The 20,242-nt window shown below is 69.3% G+C and carries 21 protein-coding genes; 13 read left to right on the top strand and 8 right to left on the bottom strand.

The genetic code is table 11. The annotated features are described in order from the left end of the window. Positions 1-160: 160 nt before the first annotated feature. Complete coding sequence (locus tag JWQ05_RS05240) at positions 161-790, bottom strand: glutathione S-transferase family protein (RefSeq protein ID WP_299655570.1); 630 nt, start codon at positions 788-790, stop codon at positions 161-163. 64 nt (positions 791-854) lie between these two features. Further along, complete coding sequence (gene xth, locus JWQ05_RS05235; protein ID WP_299655567.1) at positions 855-1,649, bottom strand: exodeoxyribonuclease III; 795 nt, start codon at positions 1,647-1,649, stop codon at positions 855-857. Positions 1,650-1,816: 167 nt separating this feature from the next. Here xth and JWQ05_RS05230 point away from each other — a divergent pair, with 167 nt between their 5' ends. From JWQ05_RS05230 to glpX, 3 genes are all read left to right on the top strand, one after another. Next, positions 1,817-2,533: a ceramidase domain-containing protein gene (locus JWQ05_RS05230; RefSeq protein WP_299655564.1), complete on the top strand. Its 717-nt coding sequence runs from the start codon at positions 1,817-1,819 to the stop codon at positions 2,531-2,533. A gap of 158 nt (positions 2,534-2,691) precedes the next feature. Continuing rightward, positions 2,692-4,014 (top strand): homoserine dehydrogenase, encoded by a 1,323-nt coding sequence (locus JWQ05_RS05225; protein ID WP_299655561.1) that lies wholly within the window; start codon positions 2,692-2,694, stop codon positions 4,012-4,014. 133 nt (positions 4,015-4,147) lie between these two features. Next, positions 4,148-5,131 (top strand): class II fructose-bisphosphatase, encoded by a 984-nt coding sequence (glpX, locus tag JWQ05_RS05220; protein ID WP_299655558.1) that lies wholly within the window; start codon positions 4,148-4,150, stop codon positions 5,129-5,131. Positions 5,132-5,188: 57 nt separating this feature from the next. On the opposite strand, the gene JWQ05_RS05215 is transcribed toward glpX, so the two are convergent. From JWQ05_RS05215 to JWQ05_RS05200, 4 genes are all read right to left on the bottom strand, one after another. Then, a complete protein-coding gene (locus tag JWQ05_RS05215; protein WP_299655555.1) occupies positions 5,189-6,064 on the bottom strand; it encodes a tetratricopeptide repeat protein in 876 nt (291 codons plus the stop codon). A 260-nt stretch (positions 6,065-6,324) separates the two neighbouring features. Next, positions 6,325-7,434: a 5-(carboxyamino)imidazole ribonucleotide synthase gene (locus JWQ05_RS05210; RefSeq protein ID WP_299655552.1), complete on the bottom strand. Its 1,110-nt coding sequence runs from the start codon at positions 7,432-7,434 to the stop codon at positions 6,325-6,327. Next, positions 7,431-7,928 (bottom strand): 5-(carboxyamino)imidazole ribonucleotide mutase, encoded by a 498-nt coding sequence (purE, locus tag JWQ05_RS05205; RefSeq protein WP_299655549.1) that lies wholly within the window; start codon positions 7,926-7,928, stop codon positions 7,431-7,433. The genes JWQ05_RS05210 and purE overlap by 4 nt, the downstream gene beginning before the upstream one ends. 134 nt (positions 7,929-8,062) lie before the next feature. Then, complete coding sequence (locus JWQ05_RS05200; protein WP_299655546.1) at positions 8,063-8,281, bottom strand: DUF465 domain-containing protein; 219 nt, start codon at positions 8,279-8,281, stop codon at positions 8,063-8,065. 194 nt (positions 8,282-8,475) lie between these two features. On the opposite strand from JWQ05_RS05200, the gene JWQ05_RS05195 reads away from it, so the two are divergent. The 6 genes from JWQ05_RS05195 to JWQ05_RS05170 all read left to right on the top strand — a co-directional run bounded on the left by JWQ05_RS05195 (position 8,476) and on the right by JWQ05_RS05170 (position 12,975). Continuing rightward, on the top strand, positions 8,476-8,658 hold the full coding sequence (locus JWQ05_RS05195; RefSeq protein WP_299655543.1) for a DUF465 domain-containing protein: 183 nt from the start codon (positions 8,476-8,478) through the stop codon (positions 8,656-8,658). A 191-nt stretch (positions 8,659-8,849) separates the two neighbouring features. After that, entirely contained in the window at positions 8,850-10,790 is a 1,941-nt protein-coding gene (locus JWQ05_RS05190) for a propionyl-CoA synthetase (protein ID WP_299655540.1), read from the top strand. A 78-nt stretch (positions 10,791-10,868) separates the two neighbouring features. Beyond that, on the top strand, positions 10,869-11,987 hold the full coding sequence (locus JWQ05_RS05185; RefSeq protein WP_299655537.1) for an NADH:flavin oxidoreductase/NADH oxidase: 1,119 nt from the start codon (positions 10,869-10,871) through the stop codon (positions 11,985-11,987). Between the two features lie 83 nt (positions 11,988-12,070). Then, a complete protein-coding gene (locus JWQ05_RS05180) occupies positions 12,071-12,427 on the top strand; it encodes a hypothetical protein (RefSeq protein ID WP_299655534.1) in 357 nt (118 codons plus the stop codon). 4 nt (positions 12,428-12,431) lie between these two features. After that, positions 12,432-12,647, top strand: coding sequence for a hypothetical protein (locus JWQ05_RS05175; protein ID WP_299655531.1), 216 nt, complete (start codon positions 12,432-12,434; stop codon positions 12,645-12,647). Between the two features lie 31 nt (positions 12,648-12,678). After that, positions 12,679-12,975: a hypothetical protein gene (locus JWQ05_RS05170; RefSeq protein ID WP_299655528.1), complete on the top strand. Its 297-nt coding sequence runs from the start codon at positions 12,679-12,681 to the stop codon at positions 12,973-12,975. Positions 12,976-13,043: 68 nt separating this feature from the next. On the opposite strand, the gene JWQ05_RS05165 is transcribed toward JWQ05_RS05170, so the two are convergent. Beyond that, positions 13,044-13,847 (bottom strand): phosphodiester glycosidase family protein, encoded by an 804-nt coding sequence (locus JWQ05_RS05165; RefSeq protein WP_299655578.1) that lies wholly within the window; start codon positions 13,845-13,847, stop codon positions 13,044-13,046. Positions 13,848-14,069: 222 nt separating this feature from the next. Here JWQ05_RS05165 and JWQ05_RS05160 point away from each other — a divergent pair, with 222 nt between their 5' ends. Further along, positions 14,070-14,543, top strand: a complete 474-nt coding sequence (locus tag JWQ05_RS05160) for a hypothetical protein (RefSeq protein ID WP_299655526.1) — start codon at positions 14,070-14,072, stop codon at positions 14,541-14,543. A 77-nt stretch (positions 14,544-14,620) separates the two neighbouring features. Here the strand turns inward: JWQ05_RS05160 and JWQ05_RS05155 are convergent, their stop codons facing one another. After that, a complete protein-coding gene (locus tag JWQ05_RS05155) occupies positions 14,621-15,037 on the bottom strand; it encodes a DUF4174 domain-containing protein (protein ID WP_299655523.1) in 417 nt (138 codons plus the stop codon). A 144-nt stretch (positions 15,038-15,181) separates the two neighbouring features. Here JWQ05_RS05155 and JWQ05_RS05150 point away from each other — a divergent pair, with 144 nt between their 5' ends. The 3 genes from JWQ05_RS05150 (at position 15,182) to gyrA (ending at position 20,048) form a co-directional block, all read left to right on the top strand. Continuing rightward, the gene (locus tag JWQ05_RS05150) at positions 15,182-16,198 is read left to right on the top strand and encodes an NADP-dependent oxidoreductase (protein WP_299655520.1); all 1,017 of its coding nucleotides are present in this window, start codon (positions 15,182-15,184) and stop codon (positions 16,196-16,198) included. A 220-nt stretch (positions 16,199-16,418) separates the two neighbouring features. Further along, positions 16,419-17,000 (top strand): single-stranded DNA-binding protein, encoded by a 582-nt coding sequence (ssb, locus tag JWQ05_RS05145; RefSeq protein WP_299655518.1) that lies wholly within the window; start codon positions 16,419-16,421, stop codon positions 16,998-17,000. Positions 17,001-17,312: 312 nt separating this feature from the next. Beyond that, positions 17,313-20,048, top strand: a complete 2,736-nt coding sequence (gene gyrA / locus JWQ05_RS05140; protein ID WP_299655515.1) for a DNA gyrase subunit A — start codon at positions 17,313-17,315, stop codon at positions 20,046-20,048. Positions 20,049-20,242: the final 194 nt, after the last annotated feature.

Below are 20,242 nucleotides of genomic sequence, written 5' to 3'. Positions count from 1 at the left end.
AGTGGATCGCCGCCCTCTACGACAAGGCCTGGGCCTCCGCGAGCGAGGAAGACCGCGCCGCCGCCCTGGCGCAGGCCTCTCAAACCACCGCGCAGGTCACCGGCTCGGCGCGCCGCCGACGCTGAACCCGCCTCGGCGCGAGGCGGGTTCGTTTGACGCCTCAGCCGACGCTCGTGCGCGCCGCCAGGGCAGTCGCGAAGGACGGGCGTGCGAGAATGCCGGCGACGTATTTCGCGAGCTTGGGCCAGTGTCCGGCATCGACCGACTCACCGGCCAGGTGCAGGTTGTGGAAGCCCGTGACCACGGAGATGTCGGCGATGCTGAACGCGTCCCCGACGAGGTACGCGCCTGAGATCTGGGCCTCCAGGTAATCGTAGATCTTCGGCAGCTCCTCGGTGAGCGCCTTGGTGATCGCGGCCTCGTCTCCGGGCTGGCCCAGGAGCTGAGGCTTCACCACGCGGTTCGCGAACGGCTTGATGATGCTGTCGAACATCTCCGTGTCGCCGTACTTGTCGAACCAGATCGCGCGGCCCCGGGCCTTGGCCTCGGTGGGGATCAGGACCGGGTCGGGGAACTTCGCCTCGAGGTAGAACAGGATCGCCGAGGAATCCGCGAGGCGGTATCCCTCGTCCTCGAAGGCCGGGATCTTGCCGAGGGGGCTCGCCGCCTGGAAGGCCGGGTCCTTGTCGTGGAAGAACAGCGGGATGTGCTCGACCGCCTGGCCCTTCTCGGCCAGGGCGACGAGGACCTTGCGGACGTAGGGCGAATAACCGGTGCCGTAGAGTTTCACGTGCGTATGACTCCGTGTTGGTGGAACAGCGTTCCCCCAACCCGCGACAGAGCGGTTCGTTCGCTCACGCGTCGGCGAGTTCCACGGTCACCGGCACATGGTCGGAGGGTTTCTCCAGGCCGCGCAGGTGTTTCTGCACCGAGGCCGAGACCAGCCGGTCGGCGGCCTGGGGCGAGAGCAGCAGGTGATCGATGCGGATGCCGGCATTCCGGTTCCAGGCGCCGGCCTGATAGTCCCAGAAGCTGTAGATGCCGGGCCTCGGGTCGCAGGCCCGCAAGGCGTCGGTGAACCCCTCCGCCAGGATCGCGCGGAAGGCGGCTCGGCTTTGCGGCAGGAACAGGGCGTCGGCGCGCCAGGGCTCCGGGTCGGACGCGTCCTCGGGTTCCGGAATGACGTTGTAGTCGCCGGCCAGGACCAGGGCCTCCTCGGCCTCGCGCAGGGCCCGGGCGTGGAGCCGCAGCCGCTCCAGGAAGCCGAGCTTGTAGGGGTATTTCGGGCTGTCCACCGGATTGCCGTTGGGCAGGTAGATGGAAGCGACGCGGACCGGCCTCGACCCCTCGCCGGAAATCAGCGCCTCGATGTAGCGGGACTGCTCGTCGCTGTCGTCGCCGGGCAAGCCACGCCGGATCTCGCTCATCGAAAGGGGCGCGCGCACCAGCAGCGCGACGCCGTTATAGGCCTTCTGGCCGAGCGTCTCGACGGCGTAGCCGGCCGCCTCGATCTCGGCCCGGGGGAAGCCCTCGTCCTGGCATTTCAGCTCCTGCAGGCAAACCACGTCGGGCTTGGCCTCGTCGAGGAACCCGAGCAGGTGTCCGACGCGCTGCTTGATCGAGTTGACGTTCCAGGTGGCGATCCGCATGGGCAAGGGGTCCTGGCGCGCGAGATGTCCGGGGCACCGCACGAGGAGAAGGCGGGCCGAACAGAGGTTGGCCCGTCATCGGACCTTCGTGGCGGGCTGGCAAGGCGTCGCGCCGGGGGATGTTCGCCGAAGTCTCGATCGAGGAACCCCCACGAGGAATTCCCCGGATGACCGATTGGCTGGCACCGATCTGCGCCTATTGCGAACGGAGTGACACCGGGTTCTGGGCCGAGCCGGTCAACGCCCTCTCGAACGCCGCCTTCCTGGTGGCCGCCGGGCTCGCGGCATGGCGCCTGCGCCAAGGCGATCGCTTCGACGGGCCAGCCCTCGCGCTGAGCGCCCTGGTGGCCGTGGTGGGCGTCGGATCGTTCCTGTTCCACACCTTGGCGGTGCGATGGTCGCTGCTGGCCGACGTGATCCCGATCGCGCTGTTCATCTACGGCTACGTCCTCCTGGCGATGCGGCGCTACTTCGGCCTCGGTCTCGCGGCGGCGATCGGCGCCACCCTGGGCTTTGCCATGCTCAACCTCGGCCTGGAGCCGGCCCTCGACATCGTGCTGGGCCGCGCGACGGACGCGCTCACCAACGGCTCGATCGCCTACGTTCCGGCGATCCTGGCGCTGGTGGGGGTCGCCGCCGGCCTGCTGCAGCCGCAGGGTTGCGACCTCGGCCCGGCGCGGGCACGGGCCGGGCGCGGCCTCCTCGGGGTCGCGGCGCTGTTCGCGCTCTCGCTGGCCGTCCGGACCCTGGACCGGGCTGTCTGCCCGGTCTGGCCGCTCGGCACCCACGCCCTCTGGCACATTCTCAACGCGGGCGTGCTCTACGCGCTCATCCGCATCGCGGCGGAGTACCGGCGGCGCATTCCGTCACCGATCGCCCGCTGAAGCCAGGCCGTTTTGTTGCGCGCTTCGGGGATTCGTTGCAGAAGATCGAGCCGCGTCGCACGGCATTCGCTTGCGCCGATCGACGCGACGACCCGCACCGGACGGGACCGCCGCCGGACGCGGCAGCTTCACGGCCCGGCAGATTCACGGAACACGTCATGACACAGAGCCTTCGCCTCGGCGTTGCCGGCCTCGGCACCGTCGGCGCCGCCGTCGTCCGCATGGTCGCCCGCCGGGCCGAGGCCCTCGGCCAGACCAGTGGGCGGACGATCCGCGTCACCGCCGTCTCGTCGCGCGACAAGGGCCGCGACCGGGGCCTCGACCTGACCGGCGTGACCTGGTTCGACGATCCCGTCGCCCTGGCGACATCGGCGGACGTGGATTGCGTGATCGAACTCATCGGCGGCGCGGAAGGAGCGGCCAAGGCGACGGTCGAGGCGGCGCTCGGTGCCGGCAAGCACGTGGTCACCGCCAACAAAGCGCTGCTCGCCAAGCATGGCGCGGCGCTCGCGCGGCAGGCCGAGGCGCATGGCGTAGCCCTGGCATACGAGGCCTCCGTCGCCGGCGGCATCCCGGTGATCAAGGCCCTGCGCGAGGGGCTCACCGGCAACACGGTCTCCCGCGTCTACGGGATCATGAACGGCACCTGCAATTACATCCTGACGCGGATGGAGCGCGAGGGCCTGACCTTCGAGGCCTGTCTCAAGGACGCGCAGGCCCTCGGCTATGCCGAGGCCGACCCGACCTTCGACGTCGAGGGATTCGACACCGCCCACAAGCTCGCCATCCTGACGAGCCTCGCCTTCGGCACGGAGATCGACGCCGAAGGCGTCTCGGTGGAGGGCATCTCGGCGATCCAGCCCCTCGATCTGACCATGGCGGAGGAGCTCGGCTTCCGGATCAAGCTGCTGGGCGTCGCCCAGGCGGCGGCCGGCGGCATCGAGCAGCGGGTGCACCCGACCATGGTGCCGAAATCCTCCGCCATCGCCCAGGTCATGGGTGTCACCAACGCGGTGACCATCGACGCGGACGCGGTCGGCGAACTCACACTGATCGGCCCCGGCGCCGGGGGCGAGGCCACGGCCTCGGCGGTGGTGGGCGACATCACCGACATCGCCGCCGGTACCCGGCGCCCGACCTTCGGCCGCCCCTCGGCGACGTTGAGCCCGCCGCAGCGCGTCGCGATGCAGCGGCACGAGGGCGGCTACTACATCCGCCTCACGGTGCACGACCGTCCGGGCGTCGCCGCCGGTGTCGCCACCCGCATGGCCGAGCGCGAGATCTCCATCGAGAGCATCCTTCAGCGCCGCTCAGAGAGCGCCGCCTCGAAGGACCCGCATGGCCGCTCGGGCCAGCCGGTGCCGTTGGTCCTGATCACCTATGCGGCCACCGAGGGCACCATCCGGGCGGCGCTCGACGCCATCGCGGCCGACGGCCTGCTGGCCGAAACGCCCCAGGTGATCCGGATCGAGCGCGAGTAAGGCATCCCTCCACGATGTCGGCGATCCTCGGATCGATGAAGAAAAGTGCGGAAAATCGACGAAACTCCGTTTTTCCCGCGCATTTTAGTTCATAGAACCCACCGAACCGTCAGCGTAGGGACACAAGGTTTTCATGTCCGGTGGCAATTTGGACGCGCGCACCTCGGTGGCCCGGTCCCTGACTCTCGAACTCGCGCGCGTGACCGAGCGCGCGGCCATCGCCGCCGCGCGCCTGCGCGGGCAGGGACGCGAGAAGGAGGCCGATCAGGCCGCCGTCGACGCCATGCGGCTCGAACTGAACCTGCTTCCGATCGACGGCACCGTGGTCATCGGGGAGGGCGAGCGCGACAACGCGCCGATGCTCTACATCGGCGAGCGCCTAGGCACCGGCGAGGGCCCGAAGGTCGACATCGCCGTCGACCCCCTCGAGGGCACGACGCTCTGCGCCAAGGACATGCCCGGCGCCATCGCGGTCACGGCGCTGGCGGAAGCCGGCTCGCTGCTCGCCGCCCCCGACGTCTACATGCAGAAGATCGCCATCGGCCCCGGCTACCCGGCGGGCCTCGTCGATCTCGATGCCAGCCCCGCCGACAACATCGCGGCGCTGGCCCGGCACAAGGGCGTCGACCCGGCCCAGATCACCGCGATCATCCTCGACCGGCCGCGCCACATGCAACTCGTGGCCGCCGTGCGCGAGACCGGCGCCGGCATCCGCCTGATCTCCGACGGCGACATCGCGGGCATCATCCACACCGCCAACGCGGATGCCACCGGCGCCGACATCTATCTCGGCATCGGCGCGGCCCCGGAGGGCGTGATCGCGGCCGGGGTGCTCCGCTGCATCGGCGGCCACATGCAGGGCCGCCTGATCCTCGACAGCCACGACAAGCGCGAGCGCGCCGCGCGGATGGGCATCAGCGATCCGAACCGGAAATACGAGTTGAACGACATGGCGCGCGGCGACGTCATCGTGGCGGCCACCGGCGTCACCGATGGCGCCCTGCTCCGGGGTGTCCGCTTCAAGCCGGGCATGATCGAGACGGAGACGGTGGTCTACCGCTCGGCCACCGGCACGGTGCGGCGCATGCTCTGCGAGCACCGCCGGGTCGACGCCTGACGGCGGTCGGACAGGTCCGATCCCGGCGAGGCCGTCATCGGACGGCCCCGGGTCGCTTCAGTTGAACAGCGAGCCGACGCCGCCCTGGACGCGGCCGAGGCCCTGCTTGGCGATGGGGTTGCCCGGCTCCAGCTGCGCGGCACGCTGGTAGCTCTCCATCGCTTCCTTCTTGCGGTTCGACTTCTCGTAGGCGAGGCCACGATAGGCCCAGGAGGTCGCGTCCTTGTTGTTCACGTTGAGGGCCGCGTTGTAGTCCTCGATCGCCTTGTCGAACTGGTTGGTGGCGATCAGGCTCTGGCCACGCGCCGCGTAGGGTGCGGCGACGAAGGGGTTGCGGTCGATAGCGGCATCGAAATCCCCGATGGCCTGCGTGTTCTGGCCCTGCTTCTGACGTACCAGACCGCGCGCATGGTAGGCCTCGGCCGATTCCGGGGCGAGGCGGATCGCCTGGTTGAGGTCGCTGCCGGCCCCGTCGAGATCGCCCTGCGCGCGCAGCACGTTGGCGCGACCGATATAGGCGGGCCCGTAGTTCGGATCGGCCGCGATGGCCTTCGAGAAATCCTGGAGCGCGGCGTCGTTGCGGCCGATCTGGCGGTTGGCGAGCGCGCGATTGTTGTAGGCCGAGGCCGAATTCGGATCGATCTGCACCGCCTTGGTGAAGTCGCCGATGGCGTCGTTGAACTGACCCGCCCGGGCGTAGGCCGAGCCGCGCGTGACATAGGCCGCCGCGTCGTTCGGGTTGCGCTGGATCACCTCGCTGAGGGAGGCGATGTTGACATTGGTGGCGCCCGTGGCATCGGATTCGAGCACGGCGAACTGGCGCGACGCGGTCGCACCGCCGCCATAGGTCTCGCAACCGGCCAACGCGGCCGCCACGAGCGCCGTGGCCCCGATCAGCCCCGCCTTCGATGCCCGCAGCTTCACAACCGTCATGGTCTTCGCTCCCCCCGGCGCCGCGCACGACGCCGCCCCCTCGATCGATGTCGTCGGCCCGCGAAACCTCGGTTTTCCGGGGCCCGCGCCGGCACAATCCCGCCTCGCGGTGAATGCGCGCTTAAAGATCGGCGACAGGGTCCGCTCAAGCGGTTCGATGTGGCGAAGGTATGGCCCGTCGCGGGACCCGGCTCCGAAAGGATCGCCGGACCGGTTCACAGGCCTGTGGTGTCGCAAATAGGCCGCTGTTTTTGCGCGGCTCAGGCCTTCGGTACCAGATGGGTGACGTGGCCCATCTTGCGGCCCGGCCGCGCTGCGCCCTTGCCGTAGAGATGCAGATGCGCCCCCGGGCGGGCGAGGATCGCGGCCCAGTCGTCGACCTCGCCGCCGATGAGGTTGTGCATCTCGACCGCCATGCCCCCGACCCTGGACGGATCCCCGAGCGGCCAGCCGCAGACCGCCCGGACATGCTGGGCGAATTGCGAGGTCGTCGCACCCTCGATGGTCCAGTGCCCCGAATTGTGGACGCGCGGGGCGATCTCGTTGACGACGACCCGAGCCGGGCCGTCCGCCTGCGGCACCAGGAACATCTCCACGGCGAGGACCCCGACATAGTCGAGCGCCTCGGCGATGCGCCGGGCGATGCCGATGGCGGCCGCCTCGGTCTGGGGCGCGATGCCGGGGGCGGGCACGCGGGTGACCGCGAGGATGTGGTCGCGGTGCTCGTTGGCGCAGGGGTCGTAGGCCGCGAACGCCCCGTCGGCCCCGCGCGCCGCCACCACCGACACCTCGGCCTCGAAAGGCACGAATCCTTCGAGGATGCAGGGCGCCCCCCCGAACTCGGCCAGGATCGCCGCGGGATCCACCGCGCCCTCGGCCCGGATCATGCGCTGGCCCTTGCCGTCATAGCCGAAGCGGCGGGTCTTCAGCACCGCCGGCCGGCCGATCTCGGCGAGCGCGCGGTTAAGGTCCTCGGCCGTATCGACGGCGCGGAACGGGGCGGTCTCGATGCCGAGATGGTTGATGAAGGCCTTCTCGGCGAGCCGGTCCTGTGTGGTCGCCAGGGCGGCGGCGTTCGGGTGGAGCGGCGCCTTGGCGGCGAGCGCCTCGGCGGCCTCGGCCGGAATGTTCTCGAACTCGTAGGTGACCACGTCGACGCCGGCGGCAAAGCGCGCCAGGGCCGCGACGTCGTCATAGGCCGCGACCGTCTTCTCGGCCGAGACGTCGAAAGCGGGGCTGTCCGCGTCGGGGGCGAAGACGTGGACCTTGAGGCCATAATTCGCCGCCGCCAGCGCGATCATGCGGCCGAGCTGGCCGCCGCCCACGATGCCGAGGGTCGCGCCGGGCCGGATGTTGGGATTTGAGGTCAAGGCAGGTCGCTTCGCGGGGTTTCGGCGACGCTCGCGGTCTGCGCGGCGCGCCAGGATTCGAGCCGTGCGGCGAGGTCCGCATCGGTCAGGGCCAGGATGGCGGCGGCCAGGAGGGCGGCGTTGACCGCGCCCGCCCGCCCGATGGCGAGGGTGCCGACCGGAATGCCGGCGGGCATCTGCACGATGGAGAGCAGGCTGTCCTGACCCGAGAGGGCCTTCGATTCGACGGGGACGCCGAGGACGGGCAGCGGGGTCATCGCCGCCGTCATGCCGGGCAGGTGGGCGGCACCGCCCGCGCCCGCGATCACGACCCGAAACCCCTCCGCCTTGGCGCCCTTGGCGAAGGCGACGAGGCGGTCGGGCGTGCGATGGGCCGAGACGATGCGGTCGTCATGGGCGACGCCGAGCGCGTCGAGCGTCTCGGCGGCATGCCGCATGGTCGCCCAGTCGGACTGGCTGCCCATGATGATCGCGACCGGGGAGGCTCCCGCCATCGTCGTCACATCCCTTCGCGGTCACGCGCAAATCAGCCGGGCGACGCGCCGAGCTCACGGAAAACGCCGAATACAAAAGCGGTGGCGCCCCCGCAAGGCGTGCCGAGGGTCGATACCCCTAGACCGCGTCGCCCTCAGGCGATGATGTCGGGGGTGATCTGGTCCTCGATGTACGAGATGCGGTCGCGCAGGGAGAGCTTGCGCTTCTTCAGGCGCTGGATCTGCAACTGGTCGGCGACCACGCCGAGTTCCAGCGCGTCGATGGCGCCGTCGAGGTCGCGATGCTCCTGCTTCAGCCGCGCCAACTCGTCGGTCGGCTCCCCCGCTTCATCGTTGTCGAATTGGACCGCCATCGCACCTGATGTCCCGGGACGCCTTCGGGCCAGACCATGCGACAGGCCGGGTGCCTGGGCAAGAACCCGGAGCACCTCCTGCACAAACATCCGCCTGCTCAAACATCCGTCAAGCATGGCCGCCGATAGGCTTCGACAGCCGGCTGATCATGTGCCAGTCTAAACCCGTCGAAACGAGACAGGAGACACAGCTCATGTCACTGCAGACGCACCTGACCCAGCTCGCCCGCAAGCACGAAGCCCTCGAGCGGGAAATCCACGACGCCGTCCTCCGCCCATCGGCGAACGATCTGCGCATCGCAGAACTCAAGAGACGCAAGCTGCACCTCAAGGACGAGATGAACCGCCTGCGACGAGACACCGACTCGCTGCACTAGCGGCTGTCCTGCCCCCTTCCTAAGTCTCTGAGTGTTCGCCGCCGCCACTGGTCTCCAGGGCGGCGGTTTTCATTTTCGGCCATGACGCGGGCCTTCGTCCCGATCGGCCCGACAGGAATCCCCGGCCGCGCGAAACGCGCGTAGACTGCGGGTAAACCGGCACGCACGATCGGTTCCCGCGAGGAAACGCCATGGACGCCACGCCCCACGCCCCGCATCCCCAGCCCGGCCCCTACGCCGCGATCCATGCGGCCTCGCTCGGCGATCCGGAGGCGTTCTGGCTCGATGCCGCCCGGGCGATCGACTGGACGCGCCCGCCGACCAGGGCCTTCGATCCTTCGGCCGGCAGCTATGGCCGCTGGTTTCCCGACGGCTCGCTGAACGCCTGCCACAACGCGGTGGACCGCCACGTGGCGGCCGGGCGCGGCGAGCAGGCCGCGATCCTGTACGATTCGCCCGTCACCGCCACGAAGCGCCGGATCACCTACGCGGACCTGCGCGACGCGGTGGCGACGCTCGCCGGCGTGCTACGCGATTTCGGCGTCGGGCGGGGCGACCGGGTCGTAATCTACATGCCGATGGTGCCCGAAGCCCTGTTCGGGATGCTCGCCTGCGCCCGGCTCGGGGCGGTCCATTCCGTGGTGTTCGGCGGGTTCGCCGCCAACGAACTCGCGATCCGCATCCAGGACGCCGCCCCGAAGGTGGTGCTCGCCGCCTCCTGCGGCATCGAGCCGAGCCGGGTCGTGGCCTACAAGCCGCTCCTCGACGCCGCCATCGCGGCCTCAGCGCACAAGCCCGAGGCCTGTCTCGTCCTGCAACGGCCGCAGGCGCGCGCCGACCTCGTGGCGGGGCGCGACCGCGATTGGGCCGAGACGGTGGCACGGGCGCAAGTCGAGGGGACCCGGGCCGACTGCGTGGCGGTGGCCGCCACCGATCCGCTCTACATCCTCTACACCTCCGGCACGACGGGAAATCCCAAGGGCGTGGTGCGGGATACCGGCGGCTACTGCGTCGCGCTCAAATGGTCGATGCCCAGCCTCTACGACGTCCAGCCCGGCGAGACCTATTTCTGCGCCTCCGACATCGGCTGGGTGGTGGGCCATTCCTACATCGTCTACGCGCCGCTGCTGCACGGCTGCACCACGGTGCTCTACGAGGGCAAGCCGGTGGGAACGCCCGATGCCGGCGCCCTCTGGCGGGTGGTCACGGAATACGGCGTCGCCTGCCTGTTCACGGCGCCCACCGCCCTGCGGGCGATCAAGAAGGAGGACCCGCGCGCCGAGCGGGTCGGCGATTACGACCTGTCCGCCTTCCGATCCCTGTTCCTGGCCGGCGAACGGGCGGATCCCGATTCCGTGGCCTGGGCCGAACGGGCGCTCGGGCGTCCGGTCATCGACCATTGGTGGCAGACCGAGACCGGATGGGCCATCGCGGGCAATCCGGTCGGGCTCGGCCAGCTGCCGGTCAAGCACGGCAGCGCCTGCGTGCCGATGCCGGGCTACGACCTGAAGGTGCTCGACGAGGCCGGCAAACCGGTGCCCGCCGGCACCATGGGCACCATCGCGTTGCGACTGCCCCTGCCGCCGGGCTGCCTTCCCACCCTGTGGGGCTCGGACGAGCGCTTCCGTACGAGCTACCTCACCACGTATCCGGGCTGGTACGACACCTCGGACGCGGGGATCGTCGATGAGGAAGGCTATGTCACCGTGCTGGGACGCACCGACGACATCATCAACGTGGCCGGCCACCGGCTCTCCACCGGCGGCATGGAGGCGGTGCTGGCCAGCCACCCGGACGTCGCCGAATGCGCTGTGATCGGCATCCGCGACGCCCTCAAGGGCGAGCAGCCCTGCGGCTTCGTGGTGCTGAAATCCGGCGTCGAGCGGCCGACGCAGGCCATCGAGGGCGAGTTGGTGGCGCTGGTGCGCGAGCAGATCGGCCCCGTGGCGGCCTTCAAGCTCGCGCTCACCGTCCAGCGCCTGCCCAAGACCCGCTCGGGCAAGATCCTGCGCGGCACCATGAAGCGCATCGCCGACGGCGAGCCCTGGACCACCCCGCCCACCATCGACGATGCCGGCGTCCTCGACGAGATCGGCGCCAGCCTGAAGGGCAGGGGGATCGGGGCGGGGTAGCGCAAAACGCCGGTAGCCAAGCGGCCTCCGACGCGCCACCTATGCGCGGAGCATCGCCACGCCGGAGTCCCGCATCGCATGAACGCCCGCCTGTTCGAGCCCCTGCGCCTCGACAACCTCACCCTCGAGAACCGCATCATCGTCGCCCCGATGTGCCAGTACTCGGCCCATGCCGGCCAGGCTGGTGACTGGCACCTCATGCATCTGGCGCAGATGGCGATGTCGGGGGCGGGCCTCCTCACCCTGGAGGCGACAGCGATCTCGCCGGAAGCCCGGATCTCGCCCGGCGATCTCGGGCTCTATTCCGACGAGACCGAGCGGGCGCTCGGCCGCGTCCTCGACGCGGTGCGCGGCTACGCGCCGGTGCCGATCGCGATCCAGATCAACCATGCGGGCCGCAAGGCCTCGAGCCGCGTCCCCTGGGACGGCGGCGCCCAGATCGACCCCGAAGCCCCCGACGGCTGGCGCACGGAGGCACCCTCCGCCCTGGCGCACGGGGAGGGCGAGGCGGCACCCCACGCCCTCGATTCCGAAGGCCTGAAGCGGATCCGCGACGGCTTCGTCGCCACGGCGCGGCGGGCGCTGACCCTCGGCATCGACGGGTTCGAGCTGCACGGGGCGCACGGCTACCTGCTGCACCAGTTCCTGTCGCCGCTCTCCAACCAGCGCACCGACCAGTACGGCGGCCCGCTCGCCAACCGGATGCGGTTTCCGCTGGAATGCTTCGAGGCGGTGCGCGAGGCGGTCCCGGCGGGCAAGCCGGTCTGGATGCGCGTCTCGGCCACCGACTGGGTCGAGGGCGGCTGGACCCTCGAGGAGACGGTGGAACTGACCCACGCCCTCAAGCGCCGGGGCGCGGCCGCGATCCACGTTTCCACCGGCGGGCTCTCCACGCGCCAGCAGATCCCGCTCGCGGCCGGCTACCAAGTGCCCTTCGCCGAGCGGATCAAGGCCGAGACCGGGTTGACCACGATCGCGGTCGGGCTGATCACCGAGGCGGCCCACGCCGAGTCGATCCTGCGGAAGGGCGAGGCCGACGCGATCTCGCTGGCGCGTGCCCTTCTCTACAATCCGCGCTGGCCCTGGCACGCGGCGGCCGAACTCGGCGCGCAGGTGCGCGCGCCGAAGCAGTATTGGCGCTCGCAGCCGCGCCAGTTCAAGGACCTTTTCACCGACACCAAGCACGGGCAGCGCTGACCGCGCCTCACGCAACGCCCGACCAGCGACCGGTTCCCTTCACCCACCCCGCCGCGGCGGGCGTTTCGCGCGAGACACGCTGCATGGACGACGACGTCACGACCTTCACGGTGGAGCGGGTCCGCCTCGACATCGAGAACGGCATCACCCTGATCTCGGGCGCCGACGACGAGGAGGAGCCGGCGGGCTACTTCATCGTCCAGATCGAGAAGGGCGACCCCGACGGGCCTCTGATCGAGGTCTTCGGCGAGGACCTGACGCAATCGGACGGGGTCACGGGCCTCGAACTGGGCCTGCGCCACCTGCGCTTCGACTTCGATCCGAAGAGCACGATCGGCAGCGAGATGCCGGCCGTGCGGGTAGAATCCTTGACCGAGATCCCCGAGGGCGTGCGGGCGCGGCTCTCGGTCGCCTTCGGCAAGCGGGCGAAGCGAGCGTGACCTGATGGATGGACAGACAGCAGCCCCGGACCATCCGGGCAGTGGACAGGCCGCGACCGTCAAGGCCGGTGACTACGTCGCCTGCGACGACAACGAGGCGACCCTCACCGTCATGGCCGTGGAGGGCGACCGCGCCCTGTGCCGCTGGTTCGTCGACGGGGATGTCGACGGCGACGAGCAGGAAGCCTGGATCGACCTGGGGGCCCTCACCGTTCTGTAGCCGGGTGGCGCGGCGGACGGGAGAGCGGAGCATGGCCGAGCTTGAGGACAAGAGGCGCGAGATCGCGGAACTGATCGCGCTGGAACTCGGCTTCGGGGATCTCGCCGGCCTGAGCGCCACCGACCGGGCCGCCGTCGACCTTCAGACCGCCGAGACCATCTCGGGCTGCGGCGCCGACAGTGCCGAGCCGTCGGATTGCACCGAGGCGAACATCCGCCTGCGCGGGCTCCTGAAGGAGTTGCACGCCCTTCAGATTCTCAGGAGCGACGAGGCCGATGCCCGGCTGGCGGAGGAGGGGGAAGTCTTCGGTCGCGAGAACGACGCGTGAGGCGTCGGAGCACGTTCAAGTGAGGTGGCTGCCGGCTCGCGTGGAGACGCTGCGCTCCAGACATCGCTTCAGCGCGCGACCGCCCCGATCATCGGGCCCAGCGGCCGGCTGAGGTCCGTGCGATTCATCGACGGCGCGTAGAGGCTCGACACGCTGCCGTCGAGGAACAGCGCGTTCCGGCAGCCCAGCGTGTCCTTGAACAGGCGGGCGAAGGCGCCGAAGCTCACGGCACGCTCCGAGATCGCGAACACGGCGGTGCGGCCGTCGTCGCGCACACCGACGCCGTTGCGGATCTTCTGGCTCGGCCCGTCGGCGGAGATCTTGGGGTGGATATGGCCGTCCACCACCAGCATCGGGCCCGATTGCGTGGCGAAATCGGGCTTGGGCGCCGCGCGCAGGTAGCGCCCCGTCTCCATCACGCCGGCCCGCTCGCCCTTTACCCAGAAGATGCCGTTCGGCTTGAGGTGGAAATTGCCCGGACCGTTGGCGGTGGAGACCCCCTTCAGCTCGCGCCCGTCCTCGATGTAGAGCCCGACCGGGGCCTGGCCCTTGTCGTACATGCCGGCATTCATCGCAAAGCGCAGGCTGGCGCCCTGCTTCTCGGCCAGCGTCGAGAGCGAGGAATAGGGCAGGCCATCGGCCCCGAGCCAGAACACCCGCACCCGCTCGCGGCGCAGGTCCACCGTGCAGACCGTATAGGCCTCGCCCTCGGCCTGGACGGCGCGGCAGGGAGCGGGGGCCGGAGCGGCGTTTGCAGGTCCGGCGGCGCTCACAGGTCCGGTGAGCGCGAGGCCGAGGAGGCCGGCTCGGAGCAGGGCCCGGATCGGAAAACGCCTCAGCCAAAGCTGAGCTTGCGCGACATCCTGCACCATCATCATCCGCATCGCCTGTCGCTGCACGCGCCGGAAGGATCGCCGCGGCGGGGTCCGCTTCCTCGCCCGAAACACGGGGCGATTTCAAGGGCAGCTCTCCGAGCGCACCGACGAAGGGCTCGATCACGAAAGCGGGAGAGACAAAACGCCCCTGAACCCTTTTTGGTGCCACGGCGTTTCTGCGCTGACGGGGACATTACGGCTTCTCTTGGAGACGATGTGATGAAACGGATACTTCTGGCCTCCGCGGCCATGGTCGGCGCTCTCGCGATGATCCCGGCCTCGGCCGATGCACGCGGCTTTGGCGGCGGTGGCTTTCGCGGTGGCGGGTTCCATGGTGGCGGTTTCGGCGGCGGCGGCTTCCGCGGTGGCTTTGGCGGCGGCGGCTTCCGCAATGCCGGCTTCGGTGGATACCGGGGCGGGTACGGCGGCTATCGCGGCGGGTATGGTCGCGGCTACGGGCGTGGTTATGGCTACGGCCTCGGCGGTCTCGGCCTCGGTGTGGGCCTCGGCCTCGCGGCGGGCGGTCTCTACGGCGGCTACGGCCCGGGTTACGGCTATGGCTACGGCGGTGGCTATGCCCCCGTCGGCTACGGCGCCTACGATTACGGCTACGGCGGCGGCTGCTACACCGTCCCGCGCGTGCGTTGGACACCCTACGGATACCGCCGGGTGCTCGTCGAACGCTGCAACTAAGCGGGTCATACCAGATCCGGACAATCGGAAGGGGGTCGCCGCGGGCGGCCCCTTTTCGTTTGGAGATTCCGAGGGCGTCAGCGCCGCTTCTCCTCCCGGCGCATCGGCATGGCGTCGATGGTCTCGAACAGGGCGCTGGCGGGCAGGGGCGTGGCCTCGACGCGCTTGGCCTCCCCGTCCTTCCCGATCAGGACGACCCGGAACGCGTCCGCCGGCAAGCGGAGAGACGCACGCAGTCGCCTGGCCTGCGCCGTGTCGCCCACAGCCTCGAGGGTGACGAGGTCGCGCTCCTTCAGGCCGTTCCGGGCCTCGGCCAGGATGGCGCGTTGCGCGGCGAGATCCGGATCGGTCGCGAGTGGGGCCGAGACCACCAGCACGCGCGAGGTCCAGCGATAGCGGGCGAGCGGCCCTTCCGCCGACCGAGCCGTGCCGATCCCGATCAGCGTCGCCACGGTCGCCCAGCCGAGGGCCGCTTTACCAAGGGCGCCCATCATCCCGCCTCTGTCCGCTTGATCTCCGGCGCGAGATAGCGCGTGCGGATCAGGCGGAAACCCGGGCGGGTTTGCCATCGTGCGGGTTCGTCCCACCTGTTGCAGATCCCGCGACCTGCCTCGCAGGACGCCAACCCCGGAGTTCCCATGACCACCGTGAACCGCCGCATCGTCCTCGCCGCCCGCCCGCACGGCGAGCCGAACGCCTCGCATTTCCGCCTTGAGGAGGCGCGGATGCCGGTGGCAAAGGACGGCGAGGTGCTCCTGGCCAACCGCTACCTCTCCCTCGACCCCTACATGCGCGGACGCATGAGCGCGGCGAAATCCTACGCCGAGCCCGTGGCCATCGGCGACACCATGGTGGGCGCGACCGTCTCCGAAATCGTCGCCTCGAACCATCCCGACTTTCCGGTGGGCGAAACGGTGGTGGGCTTCGGCGGCTGGCAGGACTTCGCCGTCTCGGACGGGCGAGGCCTGCGCCGGCTCGACCCGGCCGCCGCCCCCGTGACCACGGCACTCGGTATCCTCGGCATGCCCGGCATGACGGCCTATACCGGCCTCCTCAACATCGGCCAGCCGAAGGCCGGCGAGACCGTGGTGGTCGCGGCCGCCACGGGCCCGGTCGGCTCGCTCGTCGGGCAGATCGCCAAGCGGAAGGGCGCCCGGGCGGTCGGGATCGCGGGCGGGCCTGAGAAATGCGCCTATCTGCGCGACACCCTCGGCTTCGATGCCGCCATCGACCACCGCGCCGAGGACTTCCCCGAAGCGCTGGCCGCCGCCTGCCCGAACGGCATCGACGTCTATTTCGAGAATGTCGGGGGCGCGGTGTTCGATGCGGTGCTGCCGCTCCTCAACACCTTCGCGCGCCTCCCGGTCTGCGGCCTCGTCTCCGCCTACAACGCCACCGAACTGCCGGCGGAGCCCGACCGCGTGCCGCTCCTGATGCGGGCGATCCTGTCGAAGCGCCTGCACCTGCAGGGCTTCATCGTCTGGGACTTCGCCGCCCAGGAGCAGGGCTTCCTGGACGAGGTCGGCGGATGGCTGCGCGACGGCGTGGTCGTCCATCGCGAGGATATCGTGGACGGATTGGAGAACGCGCCCGACGCCTTCGCGGGCCTCCTCAAGGGCCGGAACTTCGGCAAGCTGATCGTGCGCGTGAGCTGACGCGAAAGTGGTCGGTCGTACGCGCGGCCACCTTGCGATTCATCTAGAACAAATATAGAACATTGACGTGCACCGATCCCTGAGAGTCACGGGGACAGAGGTCTGACCACGATTGCCGCGAGCCCCCGGGAAGCTCATGAAAGGCGGCATCGCGGTCGGTCGGATGAAGGGTCCGAGGGGCTGCGGCGCATCGTGAGATCGATCGGTAGGAGAGAGCGGCATGGCCGGCAGCGTGAACAAGGTGATCCTGGTGGGCAATCTCGGGCGCGATCCCGAGACGCGGCGCCTCGCCTCCGGTGATCCGGTGGTCAACCTGCGCATCGCGACATCGGAGTCCTGGAAGGACAAGATGTCGGGCGAGCGCAAGGAAAAGACCGAGTGGCACTCGGTGGTGATCTACAACGAGAATCTGGCCCGCGTGGCCGAGCAGTACCTGCGCAAGGGCTCGAAGGTCTATATCGAGGGCCAGCTCCAGACCCGCAAATGGGCCGATCAATCCGGCGTCGAGAAGTACACCACCGAGGTTGTGCTCCAGCGCTTCCGGGGCGAGCTGACGCTCCTCGACGGACGCTCCGGCGGCGGTGAGATGGGCGCCGACGAGGAAGGCGGCGGCCAGATCAGCCGCGGCGGCGATTTCGGCGGCGGTGGCGGTGGCGCTGGACGCGGCGGCGACCGGGGCGGGGAGTATGGCGGCGGCGGTGGCCGCCCTTCCGGTGGTGGCGATCGCCGGCCTGCATCGGGCGGCGGTGGCGGTGGCGGCTCCAAGCCGAATTTCGACCTCGACGACGACATCCCGTTCTAGGGGTCGTTCCACCCTCCTGAAGCGATGCGGGCGCGGCACCTCGGGTGTCGCGCCCGTTCGTTTTTGCAGGCCCGCGTGAAGCAGGGTCGGCAGGGCCCGGCCCGCCCTCATGGCGCCTTGCGCAAACCGTTCCTTGCCAAAGGGTTACCGGGTCTCGTGGTGGCTTGCCCTGCCAAGATGCGCTATAGCTTTGGGCAGGATCATGCGCGTCTCGGCGATCTGGCCGGGACTGCGTGCAACAACCCCGTGAGCGGGCTTGGCTGACCGCCACCGCCGACGCTCCGGGCCTCGTACCAGCAGAGACCGAAGACCTTGGCAGAGAAAGACATTCCGGGCGCCGGCACGCCTCCGCCCGCCTCCGACATCAAGCCCGTGTCGATCACCGACGAGATGAAGCGCTCCTACCTCGATTACGCCATGAGCGTGATCGTGAGCCGGGCCCTGCCGGATGCACGCGACGGCCTGAAGCCCGTGCATCGGCGCATCCTCTACTCGGCCTACGAGAGCGGGCACCTGCCCGAGCGCAAATACGTCAAGTCGGCCCGCATCGTCGGCGACGTCATCGGTCTCTACCACCCGCACGGAGACCAATCGATCTACGACGCCTTGGTCCGCATGGCGCAGGACTTCTCGATGCGCCTGATGCTCATCGACGGGCAGGGCAATTTCGGCTCGGTCGACGGCGATCCGCCGGCGGCGATGCGCTACACCGAGTCGCGTCTGGCCAAGCCCGCCAACGCGCTGCTCGCGGACATCGACAAGAACACCGTCGACTTCCAGCCGAACTACGACGAGTCGCGCGAGGAGCCGACCGTCCTGCCCGCCCGCTTCCCGAACCTGCTGGTCAACGGCGCCGGTGGCATCGCGGTGGGCATGGCCACCAACATCCCGCCGCACAATCTCGGCGAGCTCATCGACGCCTGCGTGGCGCTCATCGACGATCCGGCCCTCTCCATCGAGCAACTCACCGAATTCGTGCCGGGGCCCGACTTCCCCACCGGCGGCTCGATCCTGGGGCGCGCCGGCACGCGCCAGGCCTACGCCACCGGGCGCGGCTCCGTGATCATGCGGGCGAAATCCCACGTCGAGGAACTGCGCAAGGAGCGCGAGGCGCTGATCTTCACCGAGATCCCGTATCAGGTGAACAAGGCGACGCTCATGGAGAAGATCGCCGAACTGGTGAAGGAGAAGCGCGTCGAAGGCATCTCCGACCTGCGCGACGAATCCGACCGCGACGGCATGCGCATCGTGGTCGAGATCAAGCGCGACGCCATGGCGGAGGTGGTCCTGAACCAGCTCTACCGCTTCACCCCGCTCCAGAGCTCGTTCGGCTGCAACATGGTGGCGCTGAACGGCGGCCGTCCCGAGTTGATGAACCTGAAGGACCTGCTCCAGGCCTTCATCGATTTCCGCGAGGAGGTCGTGTCCCGGAGGACGAAGTTCCTCCTCAATAAGGCGCGCGAACGCGCCCACGTCCTGTGCGGTCTGGCCATCGCGGTGGCCAATATCGACGAGGTCATCCGCCTGATCCGGACATCGCCCGACCCGAACAGCGCCCGCGAGGCGTTGATGGGCCGCGATTGGCCGGCCCTTGACATCGCGCCCCTGATCGCGCTCGTCGACGATCCGCGCCACCGCATCAACGCGGACGATTCCTACCGCCTCTCCGACGTTCAGGCCCGCGCCATCCTCGACCTGCGCCTGCAGCGCCTCACGGCGCTCGGCCGCGATGAGGTCGGCGACGAATTGCAGAAGCTCGCCAACGAGATCGCCGACTACCTCGACATCCTGCGCTCGCGCCTGCGCATCATGGGGATCGTCAAGGACGAGCTGGCAGAGGTCCGCGAAGCCTACGCCACCCCGCGCCGCACCGTGATCCTCGACTGGGATTCAAACGTCGAGGACGAGGACCTGATCCAGCGCGAGGACATGGTCGTCACCGTATCCCATGCGGGCTACGTCAAGCGCGTGCCGCTCTCGACCTACCGATCGCAGCGCCGGGGCGGCAAGGGCCGCTCGGGCATGTCGACCCGCGACGAGGATTTCGTCACCCGCCTGTTCGTGGCCAACACCCACACGCCGATCCTGTTCTTCTCGAACCAGGGCCAGGTCTACAAGGAGAAGGTCTGGCGCCTGCCGATGGCGGCTCCGAACGCGCGCGGCAAGGCGCTCGTCAACATCCTGGCCATGGATGCGGGCACCGAGCGCATCACCACCATCATGCCGCTGCCGGAGGACGAAGCCTCCTGGGAGACGCTGGACGTGATGTTCGCCACCGCCTCGGGGGGAGTCCGGCGCAACAAGCTCTCGGACTTCGTGCAGGTGAACCGCGCCGGCAAGATCGCCATGAAGCTCGACGCGGGCGACCACATCGTCCACGTGGAGATCTGCCGGGCCGACCAGAACGTGCTGCTCACCACCCAGGCCGGCCAGTGCATCCGCTTCCCCGTCGAGGACGTGCGCGTCTTCAAGGGCCGCGATTCCACCGGCGTGCGCGGCATCAGCCTCGCCAAGGACGACCGCGTCATCTCGATGACGATCCTCAACGCCTTCGAGGCGAGTCCGGAAGAGCGCGCGGGCTACCTCAAGATGCGTCGCGCGGTCATCGGTGACGGCGTCGAGGGCGAGGAGGCGGGCACCGAGGCCGAGGAGGGCGTCAGCGAGGAGGCCGCGATCTCGCTGGATCGCTACCACGCGATGGGGGCGGCCGAGCAGTTCGTGCTCACCCTGTCGGAGCGCGGCTACGGCAAGCGCAGCTCGTCCTACGAGTACCGCACCTCCGGCCGCGGCGGCAAAGGCATCACCGCCATGCGGGTGAACCCCCGCAACGGCAATCTCGTCGCCTCCTTCCCGGTCCAGCCCTCCGACCAGATCATGCTGGTCACCGATGCCGGGCAGCTCATCCGGGTGCCGGTGGACGACATCCGCATCGTCGGCCGCGCCTCGCAGGGCGTCACGGTGTTCAACACCGAGAAGACCGAGCGCGTGGTGTCGGTGGAGCACATCGAGGGCGAGGACGAGAGCGACGCAATCGAGGATGCATCATAAATCCAGAAAGACTATGAGATCCCCGCGAACATCACGAGTTCGTGTTCGCGGGGATGATAAACCCGAGAATTTCGTGCAAGACTATTCAGTCCAACGATCAGTATTGAGAACGGGTGTTGCTGTTCTGCAATAGCGCAACATTCGGCAACATCGTATCCCGTGGTCAAGCTCATCGAGACACCCCGGGACCCTCC

The organism is Methylobacterium sp. (assembly GCF_028290105.1).
In the GTDB taxonomy this organism is placed as follows: Bacteria; Pseudomonadota; Alphaproteobacteria; order Rhizobiales; family Beijerinckiaceae; genus Methylobacterium.
Note: the sequence above shows the minus strand (reverse complement) of the source record. Positions and strands in the feature narration are given on the sequence as shown.